The 13,877-nt window shown below is 47.7% G+C and carries 15 protein-coding genes and 1 riboswitch; of the genes, 1 reads left to right on the forward strand and 14 read right to left on the reverse strand.

The window, feature by feature from the left end; all coding sequences use genetic code 11:
- Window positions 1–10 precede the first annotated feature (10 nt).
- From purF to NSU00_RS14075, 10 genes are all read right to left on the reverse strand, one after another.
- Window positions 11–1,435, reverse strand: coding sequence for an amidophosphoribosyltransferase (purF, locus tag NSU00_RS14030; protein WP_340703836.1), 1,425 nt, complete (start codon window positions 1,433–1,435; stop codon window positions 11–13).
- On the reverse strand, window positions 1,420–3,669 hold the full coding sequence (purL, locus tag NSU00_RS14035; RefSeq protein ID WP_340703055.1) for a phosphoribosylformylglycinamidine synthase subunit PurL: 2,250 nt from the start codon (window positions 3,667–3,669) through the stop codon (window positions 1,420–1,422). The genes purF and purL overlap by 16 nt, the downstream gene beginning before the upstream one ends.
- Window positions 3,653–4,336: a phosphoribosylformylglycinamidine synthase subunit PurQ gene (gene purQ / locus NSU00_RS14040; RefSeq protein WP_340703056.1), complete on the reverse strand. Its 684-nt coding sequence runs from the start codon at window positions 4,334–4,336 to the stop codon at window positions 3,653–3,655. Before purQ ends, purL begins: the two co-directional genes overlap by 17 nt.
- The gene (gene purS, locus NSU00_RS14045; RefSeq protein ID WP_017552972.1) at window positions 4,333–4,587 is read right to left on the reverse strand and encodes a phosphoribosylformylglycinamidine synthase subunit PurS; all 255 of its coding nucleotides are present in this window, start codon (window positions 4,585–4,587) and stop codon (window positions 4,333–4,335) included. Before purS ends, purQ begins: the two co-directional genes overlap by 4 nt.
- Window positions 4,580–5,290 carry a phosphoribosylaminoimidazolesuccinocarboxamide synthase gene (gene purC / locus NSU00_RS14050; protein ID WP_029142044.1) on the reverse strand — a complete coding sequence of 237 codons (711 nt, stop codon included), beginning with the start codon at window positions 5,288–5,290 and terminating at the stop codon, window positions 4,580–4,582. Before purC ends, purS begins: the two co-directional genes overlap by 8 nt.
- An 89-nt stretch (window positions 5,291–5,379) precedes the next feature.
- A complete protein-coding gene (gene purB / locus NSU00_RS14055; protein ID WP_017552970.1) occupies window positions 5,380–6,675 on the reverse strand; it encodes an adenylosuccinate lyase in 1,296 nt (431 codons plus the stop codon).
- Window positions 6,668–7,828, reverse strand: coding sequence for a 5-(carboxyamino)imidazole ribonucleotide synthase (gene purK, locus NSU00_RS14060; protein ID WP_328005183.1), 1,161 nt, complete (start codon window positions 7,826–7,828; stop codon window positions 6,668–6,670). The genes purB and purK overlap by 8 nt, the downstream gene beginning before the upstream one ends.
- Complete coding sequence (purE, locus tag NSU00_RS14065) at window positions 7,809–8,285, reverse strand: 5-(carboxyamino)imidazole ribonucleotide mutase (protein WP_445684504.1); 477 nt, start codon at window positions 8,283–8,285, stop codon at window positions 7,809–7,811. Before purE ends, purK begins: the two co-directional genes overlap by 20 nt.
- A gap of 141 nt (window positions 8,286–8,426) precedes the next feature.
- Window positions 8,427–8,527: riboswitch (purine riboswitch) on the reverse strand.
- Window positions 8,528–8,575: 48 nt separating this feature from the next.
- Window positions 8,576–8,788 (reverse strand): NETI motif-containing protein, encoded by a 213-nt coding sequence (locus NSU00_RS14070; protein ID WP_061577495.1) that lies wholly within the window; start codon window positions 8,786–8,788, stop codon window positions 8,576–8,578.
- A complete protein-coding gene (locus NSU00_RS14075; RefSeq protein WP_061566986.1) occupies window positions 8,785–9,327 on the reverse strand; it encodes a DUF2179 domain-containing protein in 543 nt (180 codons plus the stop codon). Before NSU00_RS14075 ends, NSU00_RS14070 begins: the two co-directional genes overlap by 4 nt.
- A gap of 150 nt (window positions 9,328–9,477) precedes the next feature.
- Between NSU00_RS14075 and NSU00_RS14080 the strand changes: the two genes are divergently transcribed.
- Window positions 9,478–10,206, forward strand: coding sequence for a DsbA family oxidoreductase (locus NSU00_RS14080; RefSeq protein WP_340703838.1), 729 nt, complete (start codon window positions 9,478–9,480; stop codon window positions 10,204–10,206).
- Window positions 10,207–10,356: 150 nt separating this feature from the next.
- Here the strand turns inward: NSU00_RS14080 and NSU00_RS14085 are convergent, their stop codons facing one another.
- The 4 genes from NSU00_RS14085 to NSU00_RS14100 form a co-directional block, all read right to left on the reverse strand.
- Window positions 10,357–10,845, reverse strand: coding sequence for a PTS sugar transporter subunit IIA (locus tag NSU00_RS14085; RefSeq protein ID WP_340703839.1), 489 nt, complete (start codon window positions 10,843–10,845; stop codon window positions 10,357–10,359).
- A 16-nt stretch (window positions 10,846–10,861) separates the two neighbouring features.
- Window positions 10,862–11,323 carry a hypothetical protein gene (locus tag NSU00_RS14090; RefSeq protein ID WP_118498871.1) on the reverse strand — a complete coding sequence of 154 codons (462 nt, stop codon included), beginning with the start codon at window positions 11,321–11,323 and terminating at the stop codon, window positions 10,862–10,864.
- Window positions 11,316–12,092 carry a MurR/RpiR family transcriptional regulator gene (locus NSU00_RS14095; protein ID WP_118498869.1) on the reverse strand — a complete coding sequence of 259 codons (777 nt, stop codon included), beginning with the start codon at window positions 12,090–12,092 and terminating at the stop codon, window positions 11,316–11,318. The genes NSU00_RS14090 and NSU00_RS14095 overlap by 8 nt, the downstream gene beginning before the upstream one ends.
- A gap of 77 nt (window positions 12,093–12,169) precedes the next feature.
- Window positions 12,170–13,777: an alpha-glucoside-specific PTS transporter subunit IIBC gene (locus NSU00_RS14100; protein WP_237348633.1), complete on the reverse strand. Its 1,608-nt coding sequence runs from the start codon at window positions 13,775–13,777 to the stop codon at window positions 12,170–12,172.
- Window positions 13,778–13,877 lie beyond the last annotated feature (100 nt).

Raw genomic sequence — 13,877 nt, forward strand, 5'->3', positions numbered from 1 at the left:
CCGTTAATTGCTATTTTTGAATCAGTTCTTTTTCATGTGGCAGTACCGTATCCGGATAGATTTCCGTCGGATACTTGCCGGTAAAACAGGCGAGGCACTGGCCGCATGTTTCATTGATCGCCGGCCTGCCAATTGCTTCGAGCATATTGTCCACCGTCAAAAAAGTGAGGGTGTCCGCGCCGATCATCTGGCGGATTTCCTCCACGCTGTGGCGGGCTGCGATCAGTTCTTCATGCGTCGATGTGTCAATGCCGTAAAAACACGGATGTTTCATCGGCGGCGAGCTGATGCATACATGCACTTCCGTTGCCCCGGCATCGCGGAGCATGGTGACGATCCGTTTGCTTGTCGTTCCGCGCACGATCGAATCATCGACCATGACCACCCGCTTTCCTTCGACGATAGCGCGCACCGGCGACAGTTTCATTTTCACGCCCTGTTCGCGCAGCGACTGCGACGGCTGGATGAACGTGCGCCCGACATAGCGGTTTTTGATCAGGCCCATTTCATAGGGGATGCCGGATTGTTCCGCGTAACCGATCGCCGCCGAAATGCTTGAATCGGGCACGCCGGTTACGACATCCGCGTCAATGCCCGCCTGGATCGCAAGCCTTCTCCCCATATTTTTGCGTGCGGCATGAACGTTGATGCCGTGGATATTGCTGTCCGGCCGGGAAAAATAGACATATTCCATTGTACAAATGGCCGGATTCGCAGCATACGCATACTGCTCCGACTCAATGCCGCGGCTGCTGATCGATACGAGTTCACCAGGACGGATATCGCGGATAAACTCAGCCCCGACAATATCAAGCGCGCATGTTTCCGACGCAACGCAATAAGCGTCGCCGATTTGTCCGAGTGAAAGTGGGCGCAAACCGTTTGGGTCAAGGGCGACGAGCAGCTCATCTTCAGTCATAACAGCAAATGCATACGCCCCCTTTAGCATCGTAAGCGCGCTTTTCATCTGTTCTTTCATGGTACGGTAGCCGCTTCTTTTCATTAAATGGGCGAGCACCTCTGTATCGGATGTCGTCTGGAAAATGCTGCCCTGCATTTCAAGCTGGTGCTTCAATGTATGCGCGTTGACGAGATTGCCATTATGCGCAAGCGCAAGGCTGCCGTTTTGCGAATGGAACAGAAGCGGCTGGACGTTTTCAATCCCGCCACCGCCCGCTGTTGCGTAGCGGACATGCCCGAGGGCCGCATCCCCGTCAAGCCCGGCAAAAGACTGGGCTGAAAATACTTCCGTCACAAGCCCTTCCCCTTTTTTGCCAATGAGGCGCCCGTTTTGTTTGACAACAATACCCGCACCTTCCTGCCCCCTGTGCTGCAGGCTGTGGAGCCCGTAATAGGCAAGCTGTGCCGCTTCTTTATGGCCCCATACCGCGAAAATCCCGCATTCCTCATTTAATCCCTTTATTTCAGCAAGCATTTTAAGGCTCCTTTCCAGGCCGTTTCGCATTCCTCTGTATCCGCCTGAATCCACGTCTCCCCGTTTTCCCCTTTGACAGCCATTTGCTTATCATCCGTGACGTTGCCAATCCAAACAGCCTCATCCACCAATTTTTGAAACGCCTGCTGGTGCTCTTTCTTCACTGACACAATAAATCGTGACTGGGTTTCGCTGAATAACGCCGTAACCGGGTTGCCTTTTAAAACCACATTGGCCCCCAAATTTTCCGTCCCAAACAGGCATTCAGCGAGTGCCGGTGCAAAACCGCCTTCCGAGACGTCATGGGCGCTTTGCACAAGGCCGGACTGGATCGCAGCAAGCAGTTGGTGCTGGCGCCGGGCTTCAGTTTCCAAATCGAGTGCCGGCGGTTTTCCGGAAATTTGGCCGTCTGTAAGCTTTTGCAGTTCGCTGCCACCGAATTCCGGTTTTGCTTCCCCGATCAGATAAATGAGGTCACCAGCCTGTTTAAATGTCTGCGTGGTCACATATTTGATGTCTTCGAGAAGTCCGACCATGCCAACAACCGGTGTCGGATATACAGCCTGTACGGACACTTCCCCGTTTTCTGTTTTTTGCAATGTTTCATTATACAGTGAGACATTGCCGCCAATGACCGGGGTTTCAAGCTCGCGGCATGCTTCGCTCATGCCATCTGCCGCTTTTTCGAGCTGCCAGAAAATTTCCGGCTTTTCCGGTGCGCCGAAGTTCAGGCAGTCTGTCACGCCAAGCGGCTGGGCCCCGGAACAGACAATGTTGCGCGCCGCTTCCGCCACTGCGATTTTCCCGCCCGTTTCCGGATCCAAATAGACGTAGCGGGCGTTGCAATCCGTTGTCATCGCGAGCGCTTTTTTTGTCCCGCGGATCCGGATGACGGCTGCATCCGATCCCGGCATGACCACCGTGTTCGTCCGCACCTGGTAGTCGTACTGTTCATACACCCATTCTTTGCTGGCAATGGTTGGCTGTTTGAGCAATTGGAAAAAAGTTTCCTGAAGATTTTCCACCGCCGGGATTTGCGGTTTCATCGCCTGATAGGCCGCAAAGTAAGCCGGCTCTTTGGATGGTTTATGGTAGACGGGCGCATCCTCTGCAAGCGCATCGGCCGGCACATCTGCGACAAGTTCGCCGTTGTGGTACAATTTGAGCATTTTATCGCCGGTTACCGTTCCGATAGCAACCGCATCAAGCCCGTATTTTTGAAAAAGGCGGATGATTTCCGGTTCCCGGCCTTTTTTTACGACAATCAGCATCCGTTCCTGCGATTCGGAGAGCATCATTTCATATGGCGTCATCCCAGTTTCGCGCTGCGGAATGCGGTCAAGATTCATTACAAGCCCGACGCCCGCCTTGCTGGCCATTTCGGAAGAGGAGCTGATGAGCCCGGCCGCCCCCATATCCTGGATGCCGACGAGCGCATCATGGCGGACAAGTTCGAGGCAGGCTTCAAGGAGCAGTTTTTCCATAAACGGATCGCCAACTTGGACTGCCGGGCGCTTTTCCTCCGAATCTTCGCTGAGCTGCCCGGAGGCAAAGGTGGCGCCGTGGATGCCGTCCCTTCCTGTTTTTGCGCCGACATACATGACCGTGTTCCCGATGCCGCGCGCCTGCCCTTTTTGAATGTCTTTATGTTCGATCAGGCCGACGCACATCGCGTTAACGAGCGGATTGCCGTCATAACACGGATCAAATGCCACTTCCCCGCCGACTGTCGGAATCCCGATGCAATTGCCGTAGCCCGCAATTCCGGCAACGACTTCTTTGAAAAGACGTTTCACCCGCGGGGAATCGAGTTCGCCGAAACGGAGCGAATTGAGAAGCGCAACCGGCCTTGCCCCCATCGAAAACACATCGCGGATAATCCCGCCGACGCCCGTTGCCGCGCCCTGGTACGGTTCAATCGCGGACGGGTGGTTATGGCTTTCAATTTTAAAAACAACCGCCAGCCCGTCGCCGATATCAATGATGCCGGCGCCTTCCCCGGGCCCCTGGAGAACGCGTTCGCCTTTTACCGGAAACTTTTTTAAGACCGGCTTAGAGTTTTTGTAACTGCAATGTTCCGACCACATGACGGCAAACAGCCCTGTTTCGGTATAGTTCGGCGTCCGGCCGAGAATCGTTTCGACCCGTGCGAATTCTTCGTCTGTCAGCCCGATTTCACGGTAAATCTTTTGGCTTTTGATTTCGGCCGGTCCTGGTTCAAGCAATAACGGCATGGGATTCCCTCCAGTTTTTTACAATGGATTTGAACAGCTTCAAACCGTCCGTGCTTCCGAGTAATGCTTCAACGGCCCGTTCCGGATGGGGCATCATCCCGAGCACATTGCCTTGTTCGTTCATAATTCCCGCAATATTGGCAATACTCCCGTTAGGATTTTCCCCGTACGTGAACACAATTTGCCTGTTTTCTTTCAGCATTTCGAGCGTTTCCGCATCGCAAGTATAGTTCCCCTCCCCGTGGGCAACCGGAATCCGGATCGTTTCCCCCTGCTCATACAGGGAAGTAAACATCGTTGCGGCATTTTCGACTACAAGCGGCACCGTTTTGCAGACGAATTTCAAGCCTGCGTTCCGGAGCATGGCCCCCGGCAAAAGGCCGGCTTCAAGCAAAATTTGAAATCCGTTGCAGACGCCAAGCACCGGTTTGCCCTCTTCAGCAGCTCTTGCAACAGCCTGCATGACCGGCGAAAAGCGTGCGATCGCGCCTGTCCGCAAATAGTCGCCGTACGAAAACCCGCCCGGCAGGAGGATCCCGTCAAAACCATCTAAGCTATCCGCATCATGGCGGACGTATGCCGCTTCTTCACCAAGTGCATCTTGAATCGCATGAAACATATCGGTGTCACAGTTCGATCCCGGAAAAACAAGACATGCAAACTTCACGGCGCAACACACTCCTCAATTTCATAGCGGTAGTCTTCGATGACAGGATTTGAGAGCACCCGCCCGCACACTTCCCGGATGACGGCATCCAGGTCCCGGTCCGCCTTTTCTACAAGCAGCTCCAAATATTTTCCGGCCCGCACATCCTGCACTTCACTGTAGCCGAGCTGGACAAGCGACTGGTTGATGGCAGCCCCCTGCGGATCAAGGATGCCCTCGCGCAAGGTGACATAGACTTTCACTTTATACATGCGAAATATCTCCTCTCAAGCGATTTAAGATTTCCTGGTAAACTTCCGTTAAACTGCCCAAATCCCGGCGGAACACATCTTTATCCAGCTTTTCATTCGTTGCCCGGTCCCAGAGCCTGCACGTATCCGGGGAAATTTCATCGGCCAAAAGGATCGCCCCGTCACGTCCGCGTCCGAACTCGAGTTTGAAATCCACAAGGCGGACGCCGATTTCCGCAAACAGCGCCGTTAGGCTCTCATTGACAACGAGCGCCTGTTTTCTTAAAAACTGCAAATCTTCCGAACTTGCAATCCCTAAAAGCCGTACATGGTCTTCTGTAATGAGCGGGTCGCCGAGTTCGTCCTTTTTATAATAAAATTCGACAACCGGCTGCCCGGCCGGCGTTCCTTCTTCAAGCCCGAGGCGCTTTGCAAGGCTGCCCGCCACGACATTGCGGACGACTACTTCAAGCGGGATGATCTCCACCCGGCGCACAAGCTGTTCGCGTTCCGATATTTTACGGATAAAATGGCTCTTGACCCCTTTGTCCGCAAGCCGCTTAAAGATCAGGCTTGAAATCTCATTGTTCAGCTTCCCTTTTCCTTCAATCTCCGCTTTTTTCACGCCATTAAACGCGGTGGCCGAGTCTTTGTACTCGACGCGCAATACATCCGGATCCTCTGTTTCATACAACCGTTTTGCTTTCCCCTCGTATACAAGCATGCGCCTGCCTCCTTAGCCTGCTGCGCAAATTTCGCAGCCGCTTTTTATTTTCCGGGACAGCCGGGCTGAATTCACCCGGCCGCCCCGGTTCAGTTCAGCCCGAGACGGTCAAAAATCGTATCGACATGTTTCAAATGATAATGGTAGTCAAAGCATTCCTCGAGTTCTGCTTCCGTGAGCCTGCTTTGGATGGCCGGGTCTTTTTTCAACAGTTCCTTAAACGGCACTTGTTTTTCCCACGACTCCATTGCTTTCGGCTGCACCGTATCGTATGCAGCTTCACGGGACATGCCTTTATCAATCAGGGCAAGCAAAACCCGCTGTGAATAAATGAGACCGAGCGTTTTGTCCATGTTCCGTTTCATATTTTCCGGGAAGACGGTCAGGTTTTTCACAATATTGCCGAACCGGTTCAGCATATAATTAATAGCAATCGTTGCATCCGGCAAAATAATCCGTTCCGCAGAAGAATGCGAGATGTCGCGCTCATGCCAAAGGGAGACATTTTCATACGCCGTTACCATATAGCCGCGCAGCACCCGCGCCATCCCGGTCATATTTTCCGAACCGATCGGATTGCGTTTATGCGGCATCGCGGACGATCCTTTTTGCCCTTTGCTGAAAAACTCTTCCACTTCACGGGTTTCGCTTTTTTGCAGCCCCCTGATTTCCGTAGCAAATTTTTCAATCGATGTCGCGATCAAAGACAAGGTCGCGATGTAATAAGCGTGGCGGTCGCGCTGCAGCGTTTGCGTGGAGATGGGCGCCGGCTTTAAGCCGAGTTTCCCGCAGACATACTGCTCAACGAACGGGTCGATGTTGGCATAGGTCCCGACAGCACCGCTTAATTTCCCGTAACGGATGCCGTCCGCCGCTTGCCTGAAGCGTTCGAGATTCCGTTTCATTTCTTCGTGCCAGAGCGCCATTTTCAGGCCAAAAGTGGTCGGTTCGGCATGGACGCCGTGGGTACGGCCCATCATGACGGTGTATTTATGTTCAATTGCTTTTTGCTTTAAAATTTCAATAAAACGTTCAAGGTCTTTTTCAATGATTTCATTTGCCTGTTTGATCAAATAAGAAAGCGCCGTATCGACCACATCCGTGGACGTCAGCCCGTAATGCACCCATTTTCTTTCTTCGCCGAGCGACTCCGAAACGGCCCTTGTAAAAGCGACAACATCGTGGCGCGTTTCCTGCTCAATTTCTAAAATTCTTTCAACATCAAATCTGGCATTTTCACGGATTTTTTGCACATCTGCTTTCGGGATTTCCCCAAGCTCCGCCCATGCTTCACAGGCAAGGATTTCCACTTCAAGCCATGCTTTGTATTTATTTTCGTCTGTCCAGATGGCGCCCATTTCAGGCCTTGTATAGCGTTCAATCATTCACTGCTGCCTCCGATCGTTTCTGTACATCCTGCCATACACCGGATTGTTCAAGGGAAAGCAAAGTCTCTTCGATTTCCTCTGTCAGCACTGTAATATGGCCCATCTTTCGCTGGAATTTCGCTTCTTTTTTGCCGTAAAGATGGACCGACCATTCCGGCTGGTAAGGAATTTGCGTAAGCGCCCTTTCGACGTGCTGGCCGAGCAGATTATTCATAACAGCCGGCTTCAAAAGTTCCACTTTGCGGAGCGGCCAGTTGCAGATCGCGCGGATATGCTGGCCAAATTGCGAAATCGAACAGGCTTCAATCGAGTAATGCCCGGAATTATGCGGGCGCGGCGCCAGTTCATTGACATAAAGCGTGCCGTCCGCTTCTAAAAACATTTCGACTGCAAGCGTGCCGGTTAAATGAAGCTGCTCTGCCACCTTTAGGGCGAGTTGCTCCGCCTCTTTTTTCACCGTATTTTCCACCCGTGCCGGCGCGATTGTTTGATGCAAAATATGGTTGTGATGAATATTTTCAACTACCGGAAAAAGGCTCGTTTCCCCTGTTTCATTCCGGGTGATGATGACAGAAAGTTCTTTTGTAAATGGAATCATTTTTTCAAGGACACATGCGCCGTGGGCAAGAAGCGGATCCGTTTCCTTAAAATCCCCTTCATGCCGGAGCGTGATCTGCCCTTTTCCATCATAACCGCCGCGCGCCGTTTTTAAAATACATGGATAGCCAATTTCCCCAACAGCTTCTTTCAAATCCGCCGCGTTTTCAACGATGCGGTACGGCGCAACCCGGACACCTGCTTTTGCAACTGCTTCTTTTTCAAAAATACGGTTCTGCGTGATCCGGATCAGTTCCGCTCCTTGTGGCACATGGGCAAATCCGGTGGCCTTTTTCAATGTTTCATAATCGATATTTTCAAATTCATAGGTGAGCACATCGCATCGTTCCCCGAGCTCCCGCAATGCCGCTTCATCATTATATGGCGCCGTGATCTGCCCGTCCGCCACCTGCGCACACGGGCAATCCGGCACAGGATCAAGGACAATGATCTTAAAACCCGCCTCTTTTGCGGCAAGGGCCATCATTCTCCCGAGCTGGCCGCCGCCGATGATGCCGATTGTACTCCCCGGTTTAATTATTTTCCTGTTCAAGTTGATCACTGCTTTCATATACGGTTTTCGAAAGTCTTTCCCGTCTTTGTTCAAGCCTTTTGACAATATGTTCGTTTGTTGTGGATAAAATTTGGGCGGCAAGCAGTCCGGCATTTGTTGCGCCCGCTTTTCCGATCGCGACCGTTGCAACCGGGACACCGCCCGGCATCTGCACGATTGAAAGCAAAGAGTCAAGGCCGTTCAGCGCTTTTGACCGGACCGGCACGCCGATGACTGGCAACGTCGTTTTTGCTGCGACCATCCCCGGCAAATGAGCCGCGCCGCCTGCTCCCGCAATGATGACTTTTACGCCCCTGCTTCTTGCCTGTTCTGCATATTGAAACATCAGATCCGGCGTCCGGTGTGCAGAGACGACTTTTTTCTCGTAAGGCACGTTCAATTCATCCAGCACGCCGCATGCATGTTTCATCGTTTCCCAGTCCGAAATGCTGCCCATAATGACGCCAACTTCAACTGCCACCTGCATCCCTCCCCTGTTTATGTACAAAAAAACCCGGACGGATCTGCCCGCTCTATTTTAGAGAGAAAGCAGTCCATCCGGGTGCAGCACAAATAAGCATGGAAAACCTTGTGATTCCCAACTTCCGCTTTCCCTCATAGTCCGGTTATTTACGGTAACCGGGTAGAGACGTATGGGCCGTATTCCCATTATATATGAGGGTCCTATTCACTTTGTATTTTTATCTTAACAGGGAAGCTTGTTGCTGTCAACGAATAATTCATGTTTTACAGGCCGGGAATGTTCGGGTCTGAACTTGATTTTCTTCCTTCAAAAACAATTTTTCTGGTGACCGGCTCATACTCTTTCCTGCCGTTTTTCTTGACTTCCCGGAACACCGGCTTTTCGATTCTTCTGACCGGTTGGAAGCCTTCTTTTTCCATTCTTGCCAGACAGTCTGCAATGGTCTCATTTTCCAGCACTTCAAACTGTTTTTTCATTTGTTCAATTTTCCTTTCTTCACCGCTTTTACCCAAAAACCGCCGTAAATGGTTTTCGGCTCGTATGCAATGATAAAGGCCTTTGGATCAATCGTCTGAATCGCTTGGTATAATTTCAGCTCATATTTCCTCGGCGTCAAAACCTGGAGGGCAATCCGGTCGCCTTCAAGCCCGTGCGCATCCCATGTAGTAACGCCGTAGCCACTTTCCCGCAATTTTTTTGCCAAATCCAAATTTGCCCCTGTTGTAATGACATTGACCGTAATATAGCCGAGCGCCAGTTTTTCTTCAATTTTCATCCCCACCATGACGCCGATTCCATAACCAGCCGCATACGCAATAATGTTTTGAATCTTATTCAGATTATCAAGAACAAGCCCGAGACCGATGATATACACGATAATTTCAACCATGCTGACAAAAGCGGCAATATACCGGTATCCTTTTAACGTTAGAATCATCCTCGTTGTCGAAAAGGATACATAGATAATATTGACAACAAAAATAATCAGCACCATGACAATACTATTGTGGAGCAATGATGTTCCCCCTCCTCATCACACATTCATTTTGCTTCTTTTCCATCATATCACGGCCGGAGCAAAGTAAACGTGTCCATAAGCATGATTTTTTATGATAAAACTTTTTTATGATACGATAGGGGGTAATCGAAGAAATGGGGTGTTCATATGAAAATTGAAGTGTGGTCTGACTTTGTCTGCCCATTTTGCTATATTGGAAAACGGCGTTTGGAAATGGCGCTGGCACAATTTCCGCACCGGAGCCAGGTGGAAGTTGAATTTAAAGCGTTTGAACTTGACCCTGCTGCCGAAAAAGGCATCGGCAAAAATATCCACGAAGCGATTGCTGAGAAATACGGCATCAGCATGGAAGAAGCAAAAAAGGCAAACCGCGGGATCGGTGAACAGGCGGCAAGCGTGGGGCTTCGTTATGATTTTGACAACATGAAGCCGACAAACACGCTGGATGCACACCGCCTTGAAAAATTTGCCGCGACTGAAGGCAAAGGGGCGGAACTCGCCGAAAAACTGTTCCACGCCTATTTTACAGAAGGAGCGTATATCGGTGACCACGAAACACTTGCCGCAATCGTCGAATCTGCAGGCCTCAGCCGGGAAAAAGCTTTGGAAGTGCTTCGTGACCCGAATGCCTATCTAAATGACGTACGCGTGGATGAAGCCATCGCACAGCAATACGGCATCACCGGCGTCCCGTTTTTTATTCTTAACCAAAAATACGCCATCTCCGGCGCCCAGCCGCTCGAAACCTTTACAAGCGCCCTTCAGAAAGTATGGCAGGAAGAAGCCGCAGCGCCGGTGCTGCAAGACCTGTCCACCGAACAAGACGTTGCCTGTGCAGATGGAAGCTGCATTGTACCCGGGAAGGAAGAAAAGTAACCATGTTAGGAAGGCAGGGATATTCCCTGCCTTTTCAAAATATGCATTGGCACTCTTTCTGTGCCCGCTTTTAAGGGGTAGAAGAATTTGTTCACGAATTTAAGTTATCGTTTCCATTGCTACATTCCTGGGCAGGCTGATCCTGGCCCTCTATTTTAATTCAACTTTTCCGATCTCATGCCCCGCACTCACTTTGCCATTTGCTGAAATCGTAAAATCCAAAATACTGTTGGAATTTGTAAAGATAACCATTACACTGTTATCCTTTTCAGCTGCTTTCAGTGCGGTTAAGTCCATATCGGCAATTTTATCACCAGCCTGGACCGTATCATTTTCATTTACATATACCTGAAAAGGCGCCCCCTTAAGTTCTACCGTATCAATCCCCAGATGCACCAATACTTCAAGCCCATTATCTGTCTGAATACTAATAGCATGTTTTGTGTCAAAAACGCTCAAAATTTTTCCGGATACCGGGCTTCGGACTTCTCCGGCCGCTGGTATTACGGCAAATCCATCTCCCATCATCTTTGTGGAAAAAACCGGATCATTTACTTCCGTTATTGGAACTAAATGGCCGATTGCAGGCGCAACCAAGCCTACTGTTTGGCTCTTTTTCTTTTTTAAAAAGTTGAGCATATCGGTTCCCTACTTTCTAAATCATTAATTTAAGCAAAACAAAATCACAAAACATATACATTACAAGAAAAGCTCCAAGCATTGATAAATACCTGGCATCATTTCTTAAATTAGATAACTTAATTTTTTTATTTGGAGAAGATAAAATCAATAGTACAATAAAAAAAGCAATTAAAAGATTCCCTAACAAAAGCTGGAGCAACGCCGATAAGTAAATAGACAGCATAAAAAGGTCATAATGATTTAAATGGACTTTAAGATGATACAGATAATACCCCATCAGCAGATCAAGGCAGGAAGCGATCAGCATGACAGCAGCAAAAGGGCTGTTTGAAAACAGTTCTTTAAAAGATGTTGGATATATGGCAACAATCACACATAAATAAATCATATAAAAAACAGGGACGAGAAAAAACAATGCAATCATTATATTAAATATTTTCGTTTCATTTCCAACAAGCCTTCTTATTTTATCCATTTTGCAAGCCCCCGTTTTCCAATTGCTCAGTAAACAGCTTGTAATGCAGGGAAAAAAGTTCAACCAGAATGTATAAGCTGACAATGCTTCTGTGCCGTGGTTTATGAAACTCGGATGCATAGTAGTAAAGATTATATGTTGAAATGCCGGCCAATTTGTTTGTCCCAAATTGTGTGATGCTGACCATTTTTATATTTCTTCTTCTAAAATCTTTTGCTATATTGACAATCCGTTCATTATTGCCGCTCAATGAAATTAAAAATACGATGTCTTTTTCATTTAACGCTTTTTCTGCTACCGATAATTCTTCCAGCGCCGGGAAGTTCGTCACAAATTTTCCTGAGTATATAAAATTTCTTGTAATCTTTTCCGCAGCCATTTTTTGCTCCCAACCTGTGCCATAAGAAAAGATACGGCTGGCTTCCATAATAGAACGAAACATTTCCGTGTGATTGACAGTATTAAAATATTTGATGGTTTTATCAATGTCTTCATGCAATTGGCAATTAATATTTTCTGGCTGGCCGGTCATTTCTTTCAACGTGTTTTCTTCCTTTTTGATTTCATACTTTAATTCAGAAAAACCCGAGTACCCGACCTTCTTGATGGTTCTAAACAAGAAAGAAGCGGAAACATGGCAAAGCTTGCTAATTTCATTTAAAGTTGAATTGCTAACAATATCTTTATGTTCAATAATAAAATTCAGGCATTGTATTTCATCTGAATTTAATTGTTGGAAGCTTTGGTTTACTTTTTGTTCCAAATCCATAAAGAGTCAACACCCTTTCTTGTGTCCTTACATCCAATTTTATCACTAAATAAGATGCTGACTCTATCCAAAAAGTTTTATTGTTTCAACAGTTCTTCAAATTTTTCCCTGACTTGGGGGACATCCAACCCTACGATGACTTGGAATGCTCTTCCTGCTCTCACAACACCCGCAGCTTTTCCCGCTTTAAATGCGCTATCCGGTTTCACTTTCTTTGGATCTACTACTGTCACTCTTAACCTGGTAGCACAATTGGTCACATCACTGATATTTTCTTTTCCGCCCAACGCATCCAGGTAAATTGCCGCTCTTTCCGAATAAGGATCTGTGTAGGATGCTGCAGCTGTTTCTTGCACCCCTTGCGCTAATTTTTTATTTTTATAATCCTGTTTTGTCTTTAATGTAATTTCTTCTTCCTCATCTGCTTCCCTGCCTGGCGTTGCAAAGTTGAATTTTAAAATGAAAAACCTAAAGACAAAGAAGTAAATAGCCGTGAATATCAGCCCAACTACAAATTGCGTTAAATATGTTGCCCAGTGATTTTGAAAAAGCGGAATCCAGTTTTTCCCGGCCATATCAATAATGCCTCCGCTCAAATCACCTACTACACCAAATAAATACAATGTCGTATCTAATGTTGCTGCCAAAAGGGAATGAATCACCCATAAAAGCGGCGCTACGAACAAAAATGTAAATTCAATTGGTTCGGTAATACCAGCAAGTACAGATGTAATGACTGCCGGTACCAGCAGGGCCAATACTTTTTTCCTGTTTTCTTTCTTTGCCGTAAAGTAAAATGCCAAAGCAATTCCTGGTATACCAAAAACCTTTTCATTGCCAAACATCGAGAATCCCATTTGTGGTGCCATTGATTTCAGTGATTCCTTACTATTAGCAAATGTCTCCAAGTGCATAAGCCACCATTTCGTTAGGCCTTCCGGAACTGCGGCTGGCCCAAATTGGAAAGGGATATAAATAAAATGGTGAAGACCTGTTGGAATTAAAACACGTTCAAGGAAACAGTAAATCCAAACCCCAACAGGACCTGCATGAGCCATGAACGATTGTAATGATCCGATGCCGAATGAAATTTTCGGCCAAATTAAACAGGTAATGAATGCCAAGGGTAAAGCGGCAAAAAAGCCAAGAATGACGACGAAAGCAGAGCCCTGGAAGGTGCCCAAAAAGTCAGGTAATTTATAGTCAAAAAATCTGTTATGCAAATAGACAACGATTCCCGCTATAATTAAGGCACCAATGATGCTTGTATTAAAAGTTTTAATTCCGGCAATCATTTTTAAGCCTTCGTTTGTGCTATTTTCAGCTAAAGCCCTTCCGTAATGCATAATTCCAAAAAATTTTCCCCAGTGGGTAAGGATGGCCGCTATAAAATAATTCCATGTAAGATACGTAACCAAAGCTTCCATTGCAGCTCTTCCGGAAGCTTTTTTTGCCAGTCCGATAGGTAGGCCGACGACAAATAATAATTCTATTTGATTAAATACTGTCCATGCACCTTGTTGTACAGTATCCCATATGCCGTACCATAAGGTTCCTTCACTTGCAAGGCTTCCAAAAACAGACGGATTGCAAAATAATATGCTGATGGCCAGCATAATGCCAGCAAATGAGAAAAGTAAAACAGGTGTAAACATTGCACCGCCAAATCTTTGTATACTTTTCATTGTTTATCCTCCAGACCGGAAACCGCTTTCCTTTTTTAGAAATATGATGAGAAGCGATAAGATCTTTTTCTTTTTAAAAAAGATTTACCGCTCCTCATTT

Origin of the sequence: Weizmannia sp. FSL W8-0401 (assembly GCF_038009125.1) — a bacterium.
In the GTDB taxonomy this organism is placed as follows: domain Bacteria; phylum Bacillota; class Bacilli; order Bacillales; family Bacillaceae_C; genus Weizmannia; species Weizmannia coagulans.

Bases quoted from the DNA above. Each gene is read 5' to 3' on its own strand.
- purB (WP_017552970.1), bottom strand. From the start codon at position 6,675: ATGATTGAACGCTATACAAGGCCTGAAATGGGCGCCATCTGGACAGAC.
- NSU00_RS14085 (WP_340703839.1), bottom strand. From the start codon at position 10,845: ATGCTCAACTTTTTAAAAAAGAAAAAGAGCCAAACAGTAGGCTTGGTT.
- NSU00_RS14095 (WP_118498869.1), bottom strand. From the start codon at position 12,092: ATGGATTTGGAACAAAAAGTAAACCAAAGCTTCCAACAATTAAATTCA.
- purS (WP_017552972.1), bottom strand. From the start codon at position 4,587: ATGTATAAAGTGAAAGTCTATGTCACCTTGCGCGAGGGCATCCTTGAT.
- purC (WP_029142044.1), bottom strand. From the start codon at position 5,290: ATGCTTGTATACGAGGGGAAAGCAAAACGGTTGTATGAAACAGAGGAT.
- purF (WP_340703836.1), bottom strand. From the start codon at position 1,435: ATGCTTGCTGAAATAAAGGGATTAAATGAGGAATGCGGGATTTTCGCG.
- NSU00_RS14070 (WP_061577495.1), bottom strand. From the start codon at position 8,788: ATGAAAAAACAGTTTGAAGTGCTGGAAAATGAGACCATTGCAGACTGT.
- NSU00_RS14090 (WP_118498871.1), bottom strand. From the start codon at position 11,323: ATGGATAAAATAAGAAGGCTTGTTGGAAATGAAACGAAAATATTTAAT.
- purE (WP_445684504.1), bottom strand. From the start codon at position 8,285: ATGGGCAGCATTTCGGACTGGGAAACGATGAAACATGCATGCGGCGTG.
- NSU00_RS14100 (WP_237348633.1), bottom strand. From the start codon at position 13,777: ATGAAAAGTATACAAAGATTTGGCGGTGCAATGTTTACACCTGTTTTA.
- NSU00_RS14080 (WP_340703838.1), top strand. From the start codon at position 9,478: ATGAAAATTGAAGTGTGGTCTGACTTTGTCTGCCCATTTTGCTATATT.
- purL (WP_340703055.1), bottom strand. From the start codon at position 3,669: ATGCCGTTATTGCTTGAACCAGGACCGGCCGAAATCAAAAGCCAAAAG.